We start from the raw sequence: 13,658 nt of genomic DNA on the forward strand, positions 1-13,658 counted from the left end.
TAGTAATGATTGAGCCAGCCCATTTTGAGTTGGCTTTTTTTATGCCCAAAATTTAGCGTGCAGCACTTATTTAAAAATTTTATTTTTTTATGAACTTAATTCAAAGAGCGGCGTCTATTATAATGCTTGTTGATTAATTGCAGTTAATACAGGTTTTATGTTGATTTCCCCTTATTTGATTACTAATTTTAGTAATGATTGAGCCAGTTCATTTTGAACTGGCTTTTTTTATGCCCATAATTTGATTTGTTTAAATCAATCTGAATAAAAATAAATAATCTTTTGTAAATTATTTTGAATTAATTATTTTGTTTTCCGGTCTACTCTAATGCCTGTTGTTATATAGCCTCACCCAGTAATATTAGTTATTTTGGTGATTATGTATTTAAGTTGCAGCTTGCTCAGGCACATGTTGATTTTCCCTTTGATTACTTAATTTAGTAATATTTTTACCAGCTTATTTTGAGCTGGTTTTTTTATGTCTGTAATTTCTTTGCTCCCCTACTTCTATTGCCTGTTATTGGTTATGATGGCATGTCTCTAAATTTTATAAGTTTATTTTATGCTCACTCAAGTACTCACTAATATTGATTGGCTAAGCGCCGGTGCTGGTGTTGCGTTAGGCGCCCTATTTTACGGCGTTGTATCAACACAGCTTCGCAAAAAGTTACATCTACAAATAAGCGAACAGCAGCAACAGCTTTCCCTATTACAAAATCAATTTGATAATAAAGAGCTGCAATATAGCGCCTTGCAAGAAGATCACGAACTGCTAGAGCATACTCACCAAGAACAGCGCGACGAAGCCCAGCATTTTAAAACGCGTTTTAGCGAACAAGAAAAACAAAGCGTTCAATACAATCATTTTTGGCGTAAAGCCGAAGGCGAGCTTGCAGCGCTTCGTGAGCAATATAATCAACGCGATGTTGAATATAATAATATGCGCACCACCCTTGAGCAAAAACAACAAAACTTTACCGAGCAACTCGCGCAAATTGAGCAAAGTAAAAATATGCTCAAAAAAGAATTTGAAAACCTAGCCAATAAAATACTAGAAGAAAAATCACAAAGCTTTAAAACCTTAAATCAAGAAAGCATTGAACAATTATTAAAACCGGTTCAAGGCGAGCTAAAAGGCTTTAGAGAAAAAATGGAGTCAATACACGTTGAAGATATAAAACAACGTACTGCGCTCAAAACCGAATTACTGCATTTACAGGCTAAAAGCCAAGCTATAACAGATCAAGCCGACAAGCTCAGCAACGCGCTACAAGGGCAAAAGAAGACCCAAGGTAATTGGGGCGAACTCATGCTCGAAAACGTGTTAGATAGCGCTGGCTTACGTGCCGGTGTTGATTATAAGCGTGAAGTGTCGTTTAACACTGAAGATGGTCGTTTGCGCCCTGATGTAGTTGTTTACTTACCACAAGGTCGCCACTTAGTTATTGATGCTAAAACATCGCTAAATGCTTATACCCGTTACGTTAACGCCGAAAATGAGCTAGATGCTAATCAAGCAATTAAAGAGCATGTGAACGCTGTTACAGCGCGTATTAATGAGCTTGCGAGTAAATCGTACGACCGTTTACCAGGTATTAACTCGCCAGAAGTTGTGGTTATGTTTGTACCAATAGAATCAGCTTTTGTAGAAGCACTTAAATACCAAAGTGATATTTACCAACAAGCAATCGAAAAAAATATACTGGTAGCTACACCCACTACCCTGCTTACTAGTTTAAATATTGTGAAACAGCTTTGGCGTTTTGAAGAGCAAACCAAATATTCAAAAGAGCTTGCAAATCGGGCTGAGCGCTTTTATAACAAGCTCAATGGCTTTTTATTGAGTATGGAAGGTGTTGGTAAGCAGCTTGATAAAGCCAAAGAAAGCTACGATAAAGCATTCTCGCAGTTATACCGTGGTAAAGGTAATTTAATTAAACAAGCATCTGAATTTAAAGAGCTTGGTGTATCGGTACAAAAAGAGTTACCTAATGAAAGTGTTGAACGCGCGCAGCTAGAGCTTGATTAAATTTGTTAAGTGTTTTCATTTAAGTATGCTAAATAATGTACGTTAGAAATCAGAGGTGTTTATGAATAATAAGATTATAGGTATTGTTTTAATCGTTATAGGTATCGCTTTAATTATGTGGGGATATGACGTATATGATGCGGCAGCTTCGCAGTTAAGCCGTGCATTTAGTGGTGATACACCAATAGAAGCATGGGCGGGTTTTATTGGCGGTGCTGTTTGTGTGTTAATTGGTATTAAAAAGCTTAAGTAACATAAATAAAATACAGCTTACTAAATAAGCTGTATTAGTTTATTCGTAATCCATCATTTTTAGTAATTCATTTAATTTACTTTCTGGCAGGCATTCGCCTTTATCCCAATAAGAGTTTAGTAGCGCAGTTAAACTGCCAATACGCTGTGATTTTTTCTGCATTTGCTCAATCAAAATGTCAGCTTCTTTTTGTTTTTTTTCTAAACGTTCGATTATTACTGTGTGGTTTAGCTCGCCGTTTTCGTTACGTAATAAAGGTATTTCGTTGAGTGAAAACCCCAAGCTTTGTGAAAATTTAATTAATTGCAGTTTTTCTAAGTTTTGTTGGGTGTACAGCCTATAACCATTAGCACTGCGAGTGGTTGGTGCTAATAACCCTTTGCTTTCGTAAAAACGAATAGTGCTGGCAGGTATGTTGGTAAGTTTTGCAAGTTCGCCTATTTTCATAACTAATAATAACTCCACTTTACATAAACTTAGTAGGTTGACCTTCAAGCTAACTTTAAGGTTATAGTTGTTTTAATGTCAATTTAATTAGCCAATAATTATGCGCAACCCTGTGTTTACCTCCTTTACCTTGCCAAGTGGTTTAGTATTAAAAAATCGTATTGCCAAAGCCGCTATGGAAGAAAACCTAGCACAAGAGGACCAAACGCCCTCCCAAGCACTTAAAAACGTTTATAGCGCATGGGCTAAAGGCGGTACAGGGCTAATTATTACTGGCAATGTAATGGTTGATCATTTAGCGATGACAGGCCCTTGTGGCCTTGTGCTTGAGCAAAGCACCGATATTACAGCCTTTGCAGAGCTTGCTCGTTTATCAAAGCAAAATAATTGCAAAGTAGTGATGCAAATTAATCACCCTGGTAGGCAAGTATTTAAAAAAATGGGCGGAAAAGTTCTATCAGCGTCAAGTGTTGCACTTAATATGGGTAAACACTCGCACTTATTTGGCGTACCAAGGGCGATGACGCAAACCGACATTGACGATGTTATTACCCGCTTTACACAAACTGCACTACAAGCCGAAAAAGCCGGTTTTAATGGCGTACAAATACATGCAGCGCATGGCTATTTACTTGCTCAGTTTTTATCGCCACTTACCAATAAGCGCGACGATAAATGGGGTGGCAACCTACAAAATAGAGCCCGCTTACTTCTCGAAATAACTCGCAGTATTAAAGCAACTTGTTCCCCTACCTTTTCGGTTTCGGTAAAGTTAAACTCTGCTGATTTTCAGCGAGGTGGGTTTGAACCCAATGACGCGCAAGTTGTAGTGGATTTATTGAATGAACTCAATGTTGATTTTGTGGAGTTATCGGGTGGTAGTTACGAAGCACCTGCCATGCAAGGTAAAACAGGTGACGAACGCACACTTGCCCGCGAAGCATACTTTTTAGAGTTTGCAAAAGCGATTAGCCACCGCTCATCAATCCCAATAATGACCACTGGTGGCATTAGTCGCTTATCTATAGCCAACAACGTGATTGAAAGTGGAGTGGCCCTCGTGGGTATTGCCACTGCGCTTGCATACCAACCAAATTTAGTAAACAAATGGCAAAACGAGCCACTGCAACTAGCCGTATTACCCAGTGTTACTTGGCAAGATAAATCCCTCGCAGGGCTTGCCACTATGGCACTGGTAAAAAGGCAAATACGACGTATAGGCGAAGGTAAGCCTGTAAAAATAAATGCTTCACCAATATTTACTTTAATTAGCGACCAACTACGTTCGGTTAAATTAACTAAGCGTTACCGAAAACGCTTTGCTAGTGAGATTAACTAAGCTTTAGTATTCATATTTTTTATTTATTAGGTTTTGTTTACTAATTTGTACACATGAATAAATGTAACCATTTTTATGTTGTATAAATGAGTATTAAGGCGTGCACCAATTTGGAAGTTTGCTTTTTTATCAAGCTATTAAAGTGCACTATTTTGTGCACTTTAAAGTACTGTACGAGTAAAGAAAATAATCATTCCTAAATGTTAATTAAAGTACGTGTTCAGCGCTCGTTAATTTAACCATCTTATTGATAATGTTGATTTTTATTGCTTTTCGTTCGCTTGAATTTGGTTGGTATTTATACTAGGTTATAGCGTAGATATTTAACCTTACTCAAGGAGAATAGTTACATGGTATCTCGCAGAAATTTTATTAAAGCAGGCGCTGCTTTAAGTTTAGGCTCTATTTTTAGTGCTTCAGCTTTGGCTGAGCAATTAAAAGTAAAAATGTCTCAAGGGCAGCTAATGCCAACTAAGGGGCCAATCGATAAAAGCGCAGTCTTGCCCACCAATGATGTTACAAACGCTAAGCATTATCGCCCAGAAGCAAGAATGGGCTTAGGTGGCCTTGCCGCTGGGAATGGCTTTAACACTATATCAAGCGATACAGAAATTTTAACAATGCTAAACGCCGCATGGGATTCTGGTATTCGTCATTTTGATACATCACCTTTTTACGGCTTGAGCTTAAGCGAAAGGCGCTTCGGTGATTTACTTCGAAACAAAAAGCGTGAAGATTATGTTTTATCCTCAAAAGTAGGTCGCCTTCTTACCCCTTCAGCAGAGCCTTTAGAAAATAGCTGGCACTGGGCTGATCACTCACCTTTTCATTATAAATATGATTATTCAGCATCGGGTACACGTCGCTCTATAGAAGATACGCTACAGCGTATTGGTGTCGCCTCACTTGATATTGTTTATATTCACGATTTGTCGCCACAAAATAGTGATATGGGAGACGACTGGCTTAAGTACTTTGATCAAGCGGCTAAAGGGGCGATTCCTGAGCTGACTAAAATGCGTGACGAAGGAATAATTAAAGGCTGGGGTTTTGGGGTAAATACACCTCACGCTATTTATAAAGCGCTTGATATGTCAGACCCCGATATTTGCTTATTAGCGCTGCAGTACTCTATTTTAGATCATAAGCAAGCACTTGATAAAACCTTTCCTATGCTTGATAAACGAGGTGTTTCGGCGGTTATTGGTGCTCCGCTTAATGGTGGTTTTTTAGCTGGGCGTAATCGCTTTAATTACTCACCTAAAATTCCTGGACCTATGCAGCAAAAATTTAACGCAATCAGCGAAGTTGCATCTAAACACGGGATTGATATTAAAACAGCTGCACTGCAGTTTGCAGAGGCGCCTTCAACGGTATCCTCAATTATTCCTGGCGCACGCACGGCAGAGCAAATTAAAGCTAATGTAGCCTCAATGAAAGTTACCATACCAAGCGAATTTTGGAGTGAGTTGAAATCTAAACAGCTTATTGCAGAAAACGCGCCCATACCTGCATAAAAAATAGGTGTGCCATTTACTTGGCACACCTAGTTATAGCTAATGTATTGTTAATTTTTTAAGCAACGCTTACTAAAAGTGTATTGATTGCTGGGCATGTGCATAAGTCCAATTAACACACTCTTGCGCTAAAGCCGCGATGGTATTTACCGCCAAAACTTAACGTTGCGGTTAAAATTTACTGTAGACGCGCTGCTTGCAGGCGTTTAAAAGCAACGCTTTTACAAAAATTATTAAACCACACATTCATTAACTCCTGCATTCGAATAAATGAGAAGCTGCGCATCTAGCGTGAGCAAGCTCTATGTCTTGTATCTCCCGATAAATAGTAGACACAAGGCGCAGATCTAATAGATAGAAGAACCTACCGATTACACTACCTCAAGCGGTAAAATGTTTTATATAACAGCTCGTAACCTTATAAACAAAACGAACACCGCAGTGAATATGTTAAAAGAGGATTGTTTAATTGTGGTTGACTAAAAGCATCATTGCGTGCCTATTAGATATTATGCGGTTTGGTATTAGGCAGCGCTTTATCCTGCTGGCGAGAGCGTATGGAACTAATTAAAAGAGCTACATATATAAAGCAAAAAGTTACTGTAAACTCCCATTACAGTTAGGCTGTAAATAGTAAGTTAGCACTACTTAGTCAATTGAGCATTGCTAACTGATTTAATTAAAAAGCACATTTACCATTATTTTTATACCATTGTGCTTTTGCTAAAATGATTGCAATACTCTACAACTTTGCTTTTATAAACTTTAAAATATCAAGCACATTGCGATTTATTAACCCACTTTTTGTATGGCTGATGCTTATCGTACAGTACATTAAAGATATACGTGTAAATGAGTATAAATACTAAAAAGCCTGCTTCTAATGCTGCGGCAGCCAGCCATGTAATATTTAAATACCAAGCGAGCATTGGCAGCGTTATTACAACCATACCCAGCTCAAAGCCACATGCATGGGTAACACGGGTTAGTAAGCTGCGATCTTTTCGGTTATGCCCTGCTATTTTATCAAACACTATGTTGTAAATGTAGTTCCACAACATGGCAAAAATTGATAAACCAATGCCTACTATTGCCATTTTTCCTGTTGCAAACCCACCAAAATAAACAGATGCAGGAACAATAATAAATAATGCAATCATCTCAAATATTAGGGCCTGAAAAATACGTTCTAATGTGTTCATATATAAATAAGTTCTTTAGTGAATGACGAGACGGTTATTTTCATTCATTATTAAGATACATGTTAGTTAGCTAGTATCGGTAAAATCGATATGTTTAGTATTGAACAACTTCAGGCATTTGTAGCTACCGTTGAGGCTGGATCGTTCTCGGCCGCAGCGCGTAGTTTAAGTAAAGCGCAGTCGGTAGTAAGTCAGCATATTATTAATTTAGAAATAGACTGTAATACAACATTATTTGAGCGTACAGGGCGTTATCCACAATTAACGGATGCCGGTAAACAGTTACTACCTCAGGCTAAGGCTGTGCTTAATCAACACCAGCGATTAACAAGCTCTGCATTAGCACTAAACGAAAAAACACCAACCGAAATCACTATCGCACTTGACGAAGGGATCCCATTTAAAACTATCGCAAGTATTATTAGCAAGCTGCAAACTAAGTATCCTTATGTATCGCTTGAGTTTTTAAGTGCATCGAGCCATGACATAATTGACATGCTAAATAGCGAAAAGCCTATAATGGGTATTATTTTTAGTGAATTAAATATACCGAGTTACTTAGACTATGAATGTATTGGATCGGTAAAATTTGATTTATATGTTGCTAAATCGCACCCTTTAGCGGGGATCAGATGTGAAAATATGGATGGCCTTCGGCTACATCGACAACTTCTTCTTCGTTCGCGCAATACACAAACAAGCAGCTTTCAGCTAAAAATTAGCCCAGAGATTTGGTATGCCGATAATTACTTTGTATTACTCGAGCTAGCAATACAAGGTAACGGGTGGTGCTTATTACCAAACCATGTAGCTCTAGATGCAGTACAAAGTGGTGAGCTGGTTAAACTTCCTCTTGAGTTTGAAGAAATGGGTTGGTTGGCTAATGTTGATGTATTACAGCATCAGCGGCATAGTAATCAAAAAGTGTTTAAAGCGCTTCGAAGTGTATTACGAGGGCTGTTATAAAATTTCTATTGTGGAATATTACTTCCATAATGATTGGGTTTTTTACCTCTTTTTTAACTGCGCTGATAAAGCCAAAATAGCGTCATCAACACAGCGTATTAAACGACTAGAGGCAAAACACATGAAAGCAATTGGATATCAACAAAACTTACCTATTTCAAACGAGCTATCACTTCAAGACATCGAGCTTGAAATGCCAACAGCACACGGCCACGATATTTTAGTGGAAGTAAAAGCAGTATCTGTTAATCCGGCTGATTTTAAAATTCGTGAATCAATGCCTGCGCCAGAAGGCGAATACAAAGTACTTGGTTTTGATGCTACAGGCATTGTTAAATCTGTTGGCGAAAATGTGTCTTTATTTAAACCTGGCGACAAAGTTTGGTATGCCGGCGATGTAACGCGTTCAGGCAGTAATGCACAGTTTCAATTAGTTGATGAGCGTATTGTAGGTAAAATGCCAACGACGTTATCTAACTTTGAAGCAGCAGCGCTTCCTCTTACTAGCCTTACCGCATGGGAGTTGTTGTTTGATAGATTAAACGTAGCGGAAAAAGATGATTCTAAAAGTATTTTAGTGATCGGGGCTGCCGGCGGTGTAGGCTCAATTATGGTGCAATTGTTAAAGCAGCGCACTAAGCTTAAAATTATTGCTACAGCGTCTCGCGCCGAAACCACATCGTGGTTAGAGGATTTAGGCGCCGATACTATTATTAATCACCGTAATTTATTAAGCGAAGAGTTTGCAGCTAAAAACTTAGGTGAAGTAGATTATGTTGTTAGCTTAAATAACACTGCTCAACACTTGCCTGAAATAGTTAAAGTTATTAAGCCACAAGGTAAGTTTGCACTGATTGACGACCCTGAAACGCTTGATATTGTGCCATTCAAAACCAAATGTGTGTCGGTACATTGGGAACTTATGTTTACTCGTTCATTATTTAAAACAGACGATATGCAAGAGCAACACGTTATTTTAAATAACGTAGCGACGATGATTGACGAAGGCCTTATAAAAACAACGTTTGGTGAGCATTTAGGCACTATTAACGCTGTTAATTTACGTAAAGCGCATCAGCATCTTGAAACGCAAACGGCTAAAGGTAAGGTTGTTTTAGAGGGTTTTTAAATAACCACTCTATAAGTACATTTTGAGTACACAAAGCAAAACCCCTAACGGGGCTTTTTTATATCTGTTATTTGTATAACTCTTTGTAATTAGGCATATGTTCAACCCAAAATGGCGGTGTACCAATATACTCTTGCACGGTTTTAATAAACTCACTTACCAATGGGGTTTGTTTACGATGAGGATAAAGCGCGTAAATACCAGTGCCCATAGTTGATAGTTTATAATTAGTTAAAAGCGGCACAAGGCCCATTTTATCAATAGGTTCTTCTAAATTAAATAAATCGAGCATTACATACCCAAGCCCTGCTTTTACTGCATCGACCATAGCGCGTACGTCACTCACTTTGTAATTTCCTTTCATTTTATATATTTTTTGCTCATCACCATGAGGCTCAGTACTTATTTTTACCTGGTCGAGACTTACATCGCCATTGCCATAGATAATAGCGGGTAAAGCTAATAAATCCTCTGGTGTGGTAGGCATTCCATGTTTTTTTATAAAATCATGTGATGCAACAAGCGCAAAGTGCATATTAGCAATTTTTTTAGCCATTAAATTAGAGTCGTTTAGTTTTCCTATTCTAAAGGCTAAATCGTAATGGTCGCTAATAATATCGTTACGCTTATCGTCAAGCATCAGGGTTATTTTTACCTCAGGATACTTTTGCATAAATATATTAATAGCGGGCTGAATATACTGCTGACCAAAAAACATACCTGAGGTAATACGCAAAATCCCTTTCGGCTTTGCCTGATATGAGTCGGCTATGCTATGGATATCAGAAAGTGTATAAATAAGAATATGAGCTTGCGCTAAAATTTCCTCTCCTGCTGAGGTAAGCGAAAACGAGCGCGTTGAGCGATTCAGCAATTGCACACCTAAACTGGTTTCGAGCTTTTTAATTTGTTTAGACAGCGACGAATTATCCATATCATGCAGTGCTGCGGCTTTGGCAAATGAGCCTTGTTGCACTACATCTACAAATAACGTTAATTGATTAGTTATCGACATATCACTCTCCTAAATCCCAATAAGGAACATCGCCATAATAGCCACTGGTAAAGTCAACAAAAGCACGTACTTTACTGGGTAAAAATTGCCTGTTTGCATACACCATGTAAAGCCCCATTGGCTCGGGTTCATAGTCTTTTAAAATGCGTACTACCCTACCTTGAGCCAGTGCCTCCCCTGCTATAAACGTAGGCTGCATGGTAATACCGCCTCCTGCAATGGCTGTGTTTAGTAACAAGTCACCATTATTAGCTACTAAGTTACTTTCAAGTTTTAATTCATTTTTTAGCTCGTCATAGCCTTTGAGTCTTTTTGTGGGCTCGGCGTGTGCATAACGTAAATAGTTATGCTCTTGCAGCGCTTCTAATGTGGTTGGCGTGCCGTTTTGCTTTAAATAGGCAGGTGATGCAAATATTGCTAAGCGAATAGGTGCTACTTTCTTCGCTATTAATGTTGAGCTTTTTAACGTACCAATACGCAGTGCTATATCAATACCTTGTTCAACTATATCTACAAATTGATCGGTCAATCGTAAATCTATTTTTAAATTTGGATGCTGGTTTTGAAAATCAACTAATAAACCTGCCAAATGCTTAACCCCAAACGACATTGGCGCACTAATACTAAGCACACCCGATACATTTTCGCTTAAGTTATTGAGTGAGTTTTCCATATCTTCAATATCAATAACGACCTGTTGGCAACGCTGATAATATTGGTTTCCGGCCTCTGTAACACTTACTTTTCGCGTTGTACGGTGCAATAAACGCGTGTGTAAATTGTCTTCCAATGCAGAAATATACTTGCTGACTAACTGTGGTGAAATATCGAGTTTATCGGCAGCTTTTGAAAACGATCCTTCTTGCACAACGGCTAAAAAGGCCTTCATAGTGGTTAGCTTATCCATTTTTAACAATATCTTGTTTGTAATTTATAAATAAATAGCACATTTATCACCAAATTAAAAAGTAATAAAATTGATATATCAAAATCAACTAATTAGGTAATAGCATGACTCAGCCCGCTTTATTTATATCTCACGGCTCGCCAATGATGGCTGTACAGCAATCGGTTACCTCTGATTTAAACTCTTAAAACACCAAGCGCTATTGTTATTTTTTCGGCGCACTTTGATATTGCTAATAATGGGATAACGCACGACATAGTGATCACTGCCGGTAATGCACCGCAGACTATTCATGATTTTTATAATTTTCCTGCGTACATGTATCAAATTCAGTACCCTGCACCAGGTGAGCCCGCACTTGCCAATACCATTGCACAGCTTTTTAGCACTAAAGGTATTAAAGCTGTGCTTGATGTAAAGCAAGGGTGGGATCATGGCGTGTGGATACCACTACGGTTAATGTATCCAGCGGCTAATATACCTATTGTTCAGGTGTCTATTAATACCCGTTTAGGCGCAAAAGCCATGTATGAATACGGGCAGTTACTTGCACCGCTTCGCGATCAAAACATATTAGTTATTGGCTCAGGTGGCATTAGCCATAACCTACCCGAAATATTTAAAAAACCACCTACGCCTAATCGCGTTCAAATGGTTAGTGAGTTTACTCAATGGGTTGAACAAAAGCTTTTAGCGCACAATACATTCGCGTTGTTAGATTATTTAAACCAAGCGCCTCACGTATTATTTAATCATCCTACCCAAGAGCACTTTTTACCACTTTTTGCGGCTATGGGAGCAGGTACAAATGAAGTTGAAAAAATATTTAGTGATATCGAAATGGGTGTTTTAACGCTTGATGCTTATAAATTTACTTAAGGGTTTGTATATATGGGAGGATTGTTAGTTGTGAGGTTGGTTTTGCTCAAAGCTGAACGCGAGTTTTTTTAACTCATTATAATAGAGCCAAGCGTTGTTGTATAAACGTCCCAAGTTCAGGTGTTCTAGGCTTAAACTTAGACTTAAACTTGAACTTAGGGTGTTTAAATTAAAATTTAATAGTTTAAAGTACCGCGAATTGGGTAATCATTTTTAGGATCGCGGATCCATGTAAGTCCACCTACCAACGTTTTTAAATTTGGGCGACTAACAGGGTTATTTGCAATATCAATCACATGCAATTTACCGTGCTCGTTTACTACAAATAGGCCCGGTTCGCTAAAGTTATGATCGGTTTCTTTTGCAAAACGCGGCTTAGAAATATATAAACCAAGATCTTGCATCGACTCTTCGGTTAAGCCATATGCAGTAGGATACGAAACATTTAAGCTTGCCATGTGTTCTTCTAGTTGTGCTTTAGAGTCGCCCGATACCGCAATTACACCTATGCCTGCATCGGCCAGTGCCGACTTAACTTCTTCTAGCTCATTTAAAAAAGATGTACAAATAGGGCAGTGTTTACCACGGTAAACAAAAATAGCTTGCCACGGTAATCCATTTTCCGACTTTCCTAAATTAATTTCGCTGTCATCAATAAGCGTCACTTTTACTTGAGGAAATGTATCGCCAGGATGTAATTTTTGCGTGCTCATAAATAGCCTTAATTAATAATAGAATAAGATTTCAGCGGCAAATATAAATGAATTTGAGCGAGTGTTCAATAATTAATTGAGCAATCGTTCAGTTTTGTTTATAGTGAGTTCAGTTACACCGATTTATGATGTTTGACTAAAGCATACTTATGACTTACACCAATGCAAAAATTGGTAAATTTAAGTGTTCTGTTTGCACTCTCTAAAAGTTAGGATTTTATTATGATTAAAGTTTCAGTTCTTTATCCAAATGCAGATGATGCCCAATTTGATTTTGATTACTATTGTAATGTGCATATTCCTTTAATAGCAGAGCTATTAGGGGATGCATTAATTAGTGGCTCTGCAGATGCTGGGCTTGCTGGCGGTGCGCCAAACGAAGCGCCTGCATATATAGCAATGGGTCATCTTGTGTTTGAATCGGTAGAATCATTTCAAAATTCATTTGCACCACATACCGATAAAATTTTGGCCGACTTAGTTAACTTTACAAACACGCAGCCACAAATCCAAATTAGCAAAATTAAGCTATAAATTTATATTTAAAATTAAGAGGCAAATATGGCAACTACACTAGCATTTGACGTATACGGCACGCTAATTAACACCCATGGTGTGCTTTCACTACTCGACGACATGATTGGCGACAACGCTCAGGCATTTTCAAATACATGGCGCGAAAAGCAATTAGAGTATTCGTTTAGACGCGGCTTAATGCAAAATTATATTCCTTTTTCGCTATGTACAAAGCATGCACTTGATTACGCCTGCTTAGCGCACAAAACCGAGCTAAGTGAAGATCAAAAAGGGCAACTGCTAGAGCTTTATAAAAAACTACCAGCGTTTGACGATGTAAAAGCAGGCCTTGAGCAATTAAAAGCAAAAGACTACCGTTTGTTCGCATTTTCAAACGGCGCTGCCGACGCGGTTCATACTTTATTAGAAACCGCCGGCATTAGTGAGCTTTTTGAAGGAGTAGTAAGTGCCGATGACGTTAAAACTTTTAAACCAAACCCTGGGGTTTATAGTCACTTTTTACGCGAAACAAATTCAATGGGCGCAAACACATGGCTTGTATCAAGTAACCCGTTTGATGTAACCGGTGCCATATCGCATGGTATGCGTGCAGCGTGGATTCAACGATCTGAAGAGTCTATTTTCGATCCTTGGGAAATACAGCCAAATACTATTGCAACCGACTTACTCGATTTAAAAGCAAAATTAGAAAGCGTTAACTAATTTTCTATTCCCTCTTTTGCTCA

14 protein-coding genes are annotated in these 13,658 nt (G+C 38.3%); 9 read left to right on the plus strand and 5 right to left on the minus strand.

Annotation, left to right across the window (positions count from 1 at the left end):
• Positions 1 to 562: 562 nt before the first annotated feature.
• Both rmuC and WNY98_RS15065 read left to right on the plus strand, forming a co-directional pair.
• Positions 563 to 2,029 carry a DNA recombination protein RmuC gene (rmuC, locus tag WNY98_RS15060; RefSeq protein ID WP_024600341.1) on the plus strand — a complete coding sequence of 489 codons (1,467 nt, stop codon included), beginning with the start codon at positions 563 to 565 and terminating at the stop codon, positions 2,027 to 2,029.
• Positions 2,030 to 2,090: 61 nt separating this feature from the next.
• Positions 2,091 to 2,282 (plus strand): DUF3185 family protein, encoded by a 192-nt coding sequence (locus tag WNY98_RS15065; RefSeq protein WP_024600342.1) that lies wholly within the window; start codon positions 2,091 to 2,093, stop codon positions 2,280 to 2,282.
• A 39-nt stretch (positions 2,283 to 2,321) separates the two neighbouring features.
• Here the strand turns inward: WNY98_RS15065 and WNY98_RS15070 are convergent, their stop codons facing one another.
• Positions 2,322 to 2,729 (minus strand): MerR family transcriptional regulator, encoded by a 408-nt coding sequence (locus tag WNY98_RS15070; RefSeq protein WP_024600343.1) that lies wholly within the window; start codon positions 2,727 to 2,729, stop codon positions 2,322 to 2,324.
• 100 nt (positions 2,730 to 2,829) lie between these two features.
• Here WNY98_RS15070 and WNY98_RS15075 point away from each other — a divergent pair, with 100 nt between their 5' ends.
• The gene (locus WNY98_RS15075; protein ID WP_342878288.1) at positions 2,830 to 4,068 is read left to right on the plus strand and encodes an NADH:flavin oxidoreductase/NADH oxidase family protein; all 1,239 of its coding nucleotides are present in this window, start codon (positions 2,830 to 2,832) and stop codon (positions 4,066 to 4,068) included.
• Positions 4,069 to 4,418: 350 nt separating this feature from the next.
• Positions 4,419 to 5,585 (plus strand): aldo/keto reductase, encoded by a 1,167-nt coding sequence (locus tag WNY98_RS15080; RefSeq protein ID WP_342878289.1) that lies wholly within the window; start codon positions 4,419 to 4,421, stop codon positions 5,583 to 5,585.
• Positions 5,586 to 6,358: 773 nt separating this feature from the next.
• On the opposite strand, the gene WNY98_RS15085 is transcribed toward WNY98_RS15080, so the two are convergent.
• A complete protein-coding gene (locus WNY98_RS15085) occupies positions 6,359 to 6,787 on the minus strand; it encodes a PACE efflux transporter (RefSeq protein ID WP_024600346.1) in 429 nt (142 codons plus the stop codon).
• A gap of 90 nt (positions 6,788 to 6,877) precedes the next feature.
• Between WNY98_RS15085 and WNY98_RS15090 the strand changes: the two genes are divergently transcribed.
• Together WNY98_RS15090 and WNY98_RS15095 are read left to right on the plus strand one after the other, a co-directional pair.
• On the plus strand, positions 6,878 to 7,753 hold the full coding sequence (locus WNY98_RS15090; protein WP_342878290.1) for a LysR family transcriptional regulator: 876 nt from the start codon (positions 6,878 to 6,880) through the stop codon (positions 7,751 to 7,753).
• A 121-nt stretch (positions 7,754 to 7,874) separates the two neighbouring features.
• Positions 7,875 to 8,882: a zinc-binding alcohol dehydrogenase family protein gene (locus WNY98_RS15095; protein WP_024600348.1), complete on the plus strand. Its 1,008-nt coding sequence runs from the start codon at positions 7,875 to 7,877 to the stop codon at positions 8,880 to 8,882.
• Positions 8,883 to 8,949: 67 nt separating this feature from the next.
• On the opposite strand, the gene WNY98_RS15100 is transcribed toward WNY98_RS15095, so the two are convergent.
• Positions 8,950 to 9,897 (minus strand): LysR family transcriptional regulator, encoded by a 948-nt coding sequence (locus WNY98_RS15100; protein WP_342878291.1) that lies wholly within the window; start codon positions 9,895 to 9,897, stop codon positions 8,950 to 8,952.
• A 1-nt stretch (position 9,898) separates the two neighbouring features.
• A complete protein-coding gene (locus WNY98_RS15105) occupies positions 9,899 to 10,804 on the minus strand; it encodes a LysR family transcriptional regulator (protein ID WP_170071508.1) in 906 nt (301 codons plus the stop codon).
• Between the two features lie 243 nt (positions 10,805 to 11,047).
• Here WNY98_RS15105 and WNY98_RS15110 point away from each other — a divergent pair, with 243 nt between their 5' ends.
• Positions 11,048 to 11,683 carry a class III extradiol ring-cleavage dioxygenase gene (locus WNY98_RS15110; RefSeq protein WP_342878345.1) on the plus strand — a complete coding sequence of 212 codons (636 nt, stop codon included), beginning with the start codon at positions 11,048 to 11,050 and terminating at the stop codon, positions 11,681 to 11,683.
• 176 nt (positions 11,684 to 11,859) lie between these two features.
• Here WNY98_RS15110 and WNY98_RS15115 read toward each other — a convergent pair whose 3' ends face one another.
• Complete coding sequence (locus WNY98_RS15115) at positions 11,860 to 12,396, minus strand: redoxin domain-containing protein (protein ID WP_342878292.1); 537 nt, start codon at positions 12,394 to 12,396, stop codon at positions 11,860 to 11,862.
• 222 nt (positions 12,397 to 12,618) lie between these two features.
• Here WNY98_RS15115 and WNY98_RS15120 point away from each other — a divergent pair, with 222 nt between their 5' ends.
• Positions 12,619 to 12,930 carry an EthD family reductase gene (locus WNY98_RS15120; RefSeq protein ID WP_342878293.1) on the plus strand — a complete coding sequence of 104 codons (312 nt, stop codon included), beginning with the start codon at positions 12,619 to 12,621 and terminating at the stop codon, positions 12,928 to 12,930.
• A 27-nt stretch (positions 12,931 to 12,957) separates the two neighbouring features.
• Positions 12,958 to 13,635 (plus strand): haloacid dehalogenase type II, encoded by a 678-nt coding sequence (locus tag WNY98_RS15125; protein WP_342878294.1) that lies wholly within the window; start codon positions 12,958 to 12,960, stop codon positions 13,633 to 13,635.
• Positions 13,636 to 13,658 lie beyond the last annotated feature (23 nt).

Source organism: Pseudoalteromonas sp. AS71 (assembly GCF_038900275.1).
Lineage (GTDB): Bacteria > Pseudomonadota > Gammaproteobacteria > Enterobacterales > Alteromonadaceae > Pseudoalteromonas.

Coding starts and splice junctions, on each gene's coding strand:
- rmuC (WP_024600341.1), top strand. CDS start 563: ATGCTCACTCAAGTACTCACTAATATTGATTGGCTAAGCGCCGGTGCT.
- WNY98_RS15065 (WP_024600342.1), top strand. CDS start 2,091: ATGAATAATAAGATTATAGGTATTGTTTTAATCGTTATAGGTATCGCT.
- WNY98_RS15070 (WP_024600343.1), bottom strand. CDS start 2,729: ATGAAAATAGGCGAACTTGCAAAACTTACCAACATACCTGCCAGCACT.
- WNY98_RS15075 (WP_342878288.1), top strand. CDS start 2,830: ATGCGCAACCCTGTGTTTACCTCCTTTACCTTGCCAAGTGGTTTAGTA.
- WNY98_RS15080 (WP_342878289.1), top strand. CDS start 4,419: ATGGTATCTCGCAGAAATTTTATTAAAGCAGGCGCTGCTTTAAGTTTA.
- WNY98_RS15085 (WP_024600346.1), bottom strand. CDS start 6,787: ATGAACACATTAGAACGTATTTTTCAGGCCCTAATATTTGAGATGATT.
- WNY98_RS15090 (WP_342878290.1), top strand. CDS start 6,878: ATGTTTAGTATTGAACAACTTCAGGCATTTGTAGCTACCGTTGAGGCT.
- WNY98_RS15095 (WP_024600348.1), top strand. CDS start 7,875: ATGAAAGCAATTGGATATCAACAAAACTTACCTATTTCAAACGAGCTA.
- WNY98_RS15100 (WP_342878291.1), bottom strand. CDS start 9,897: ATGTCGATAACTAATCAATTAACGTTATTTGTAGATGTAGTGCAACAA.
- WNY98_RS15105 (WP_170071508.1), bottom strand. CDS start 10,804: ATGGATAAGCTAACCACTATGAAGGCCTTTTTAGCCGTTGTGCAAGAA.
- WNY98_RS15115 (WP_342878292.1), bottom strand. CDS start 12,396: ATGAGCACGCAAAAATTACATCCTGGCGATACATTTCCTCAAGTAAAA.
- WNY98_RS15120 (WP_342878293.1), top strand. CDS start 12,619: ATGATTAAAGTTTCAGTTCTTTATCCAAATGCAGATGATGCCCAATTT.
- WNY98_RS15125 (WP_342878294.1), top strand. CDS start 12,958: ATGGCAACTACACTAGCATTTGACGTATACGGCACGCTAATTAACACC.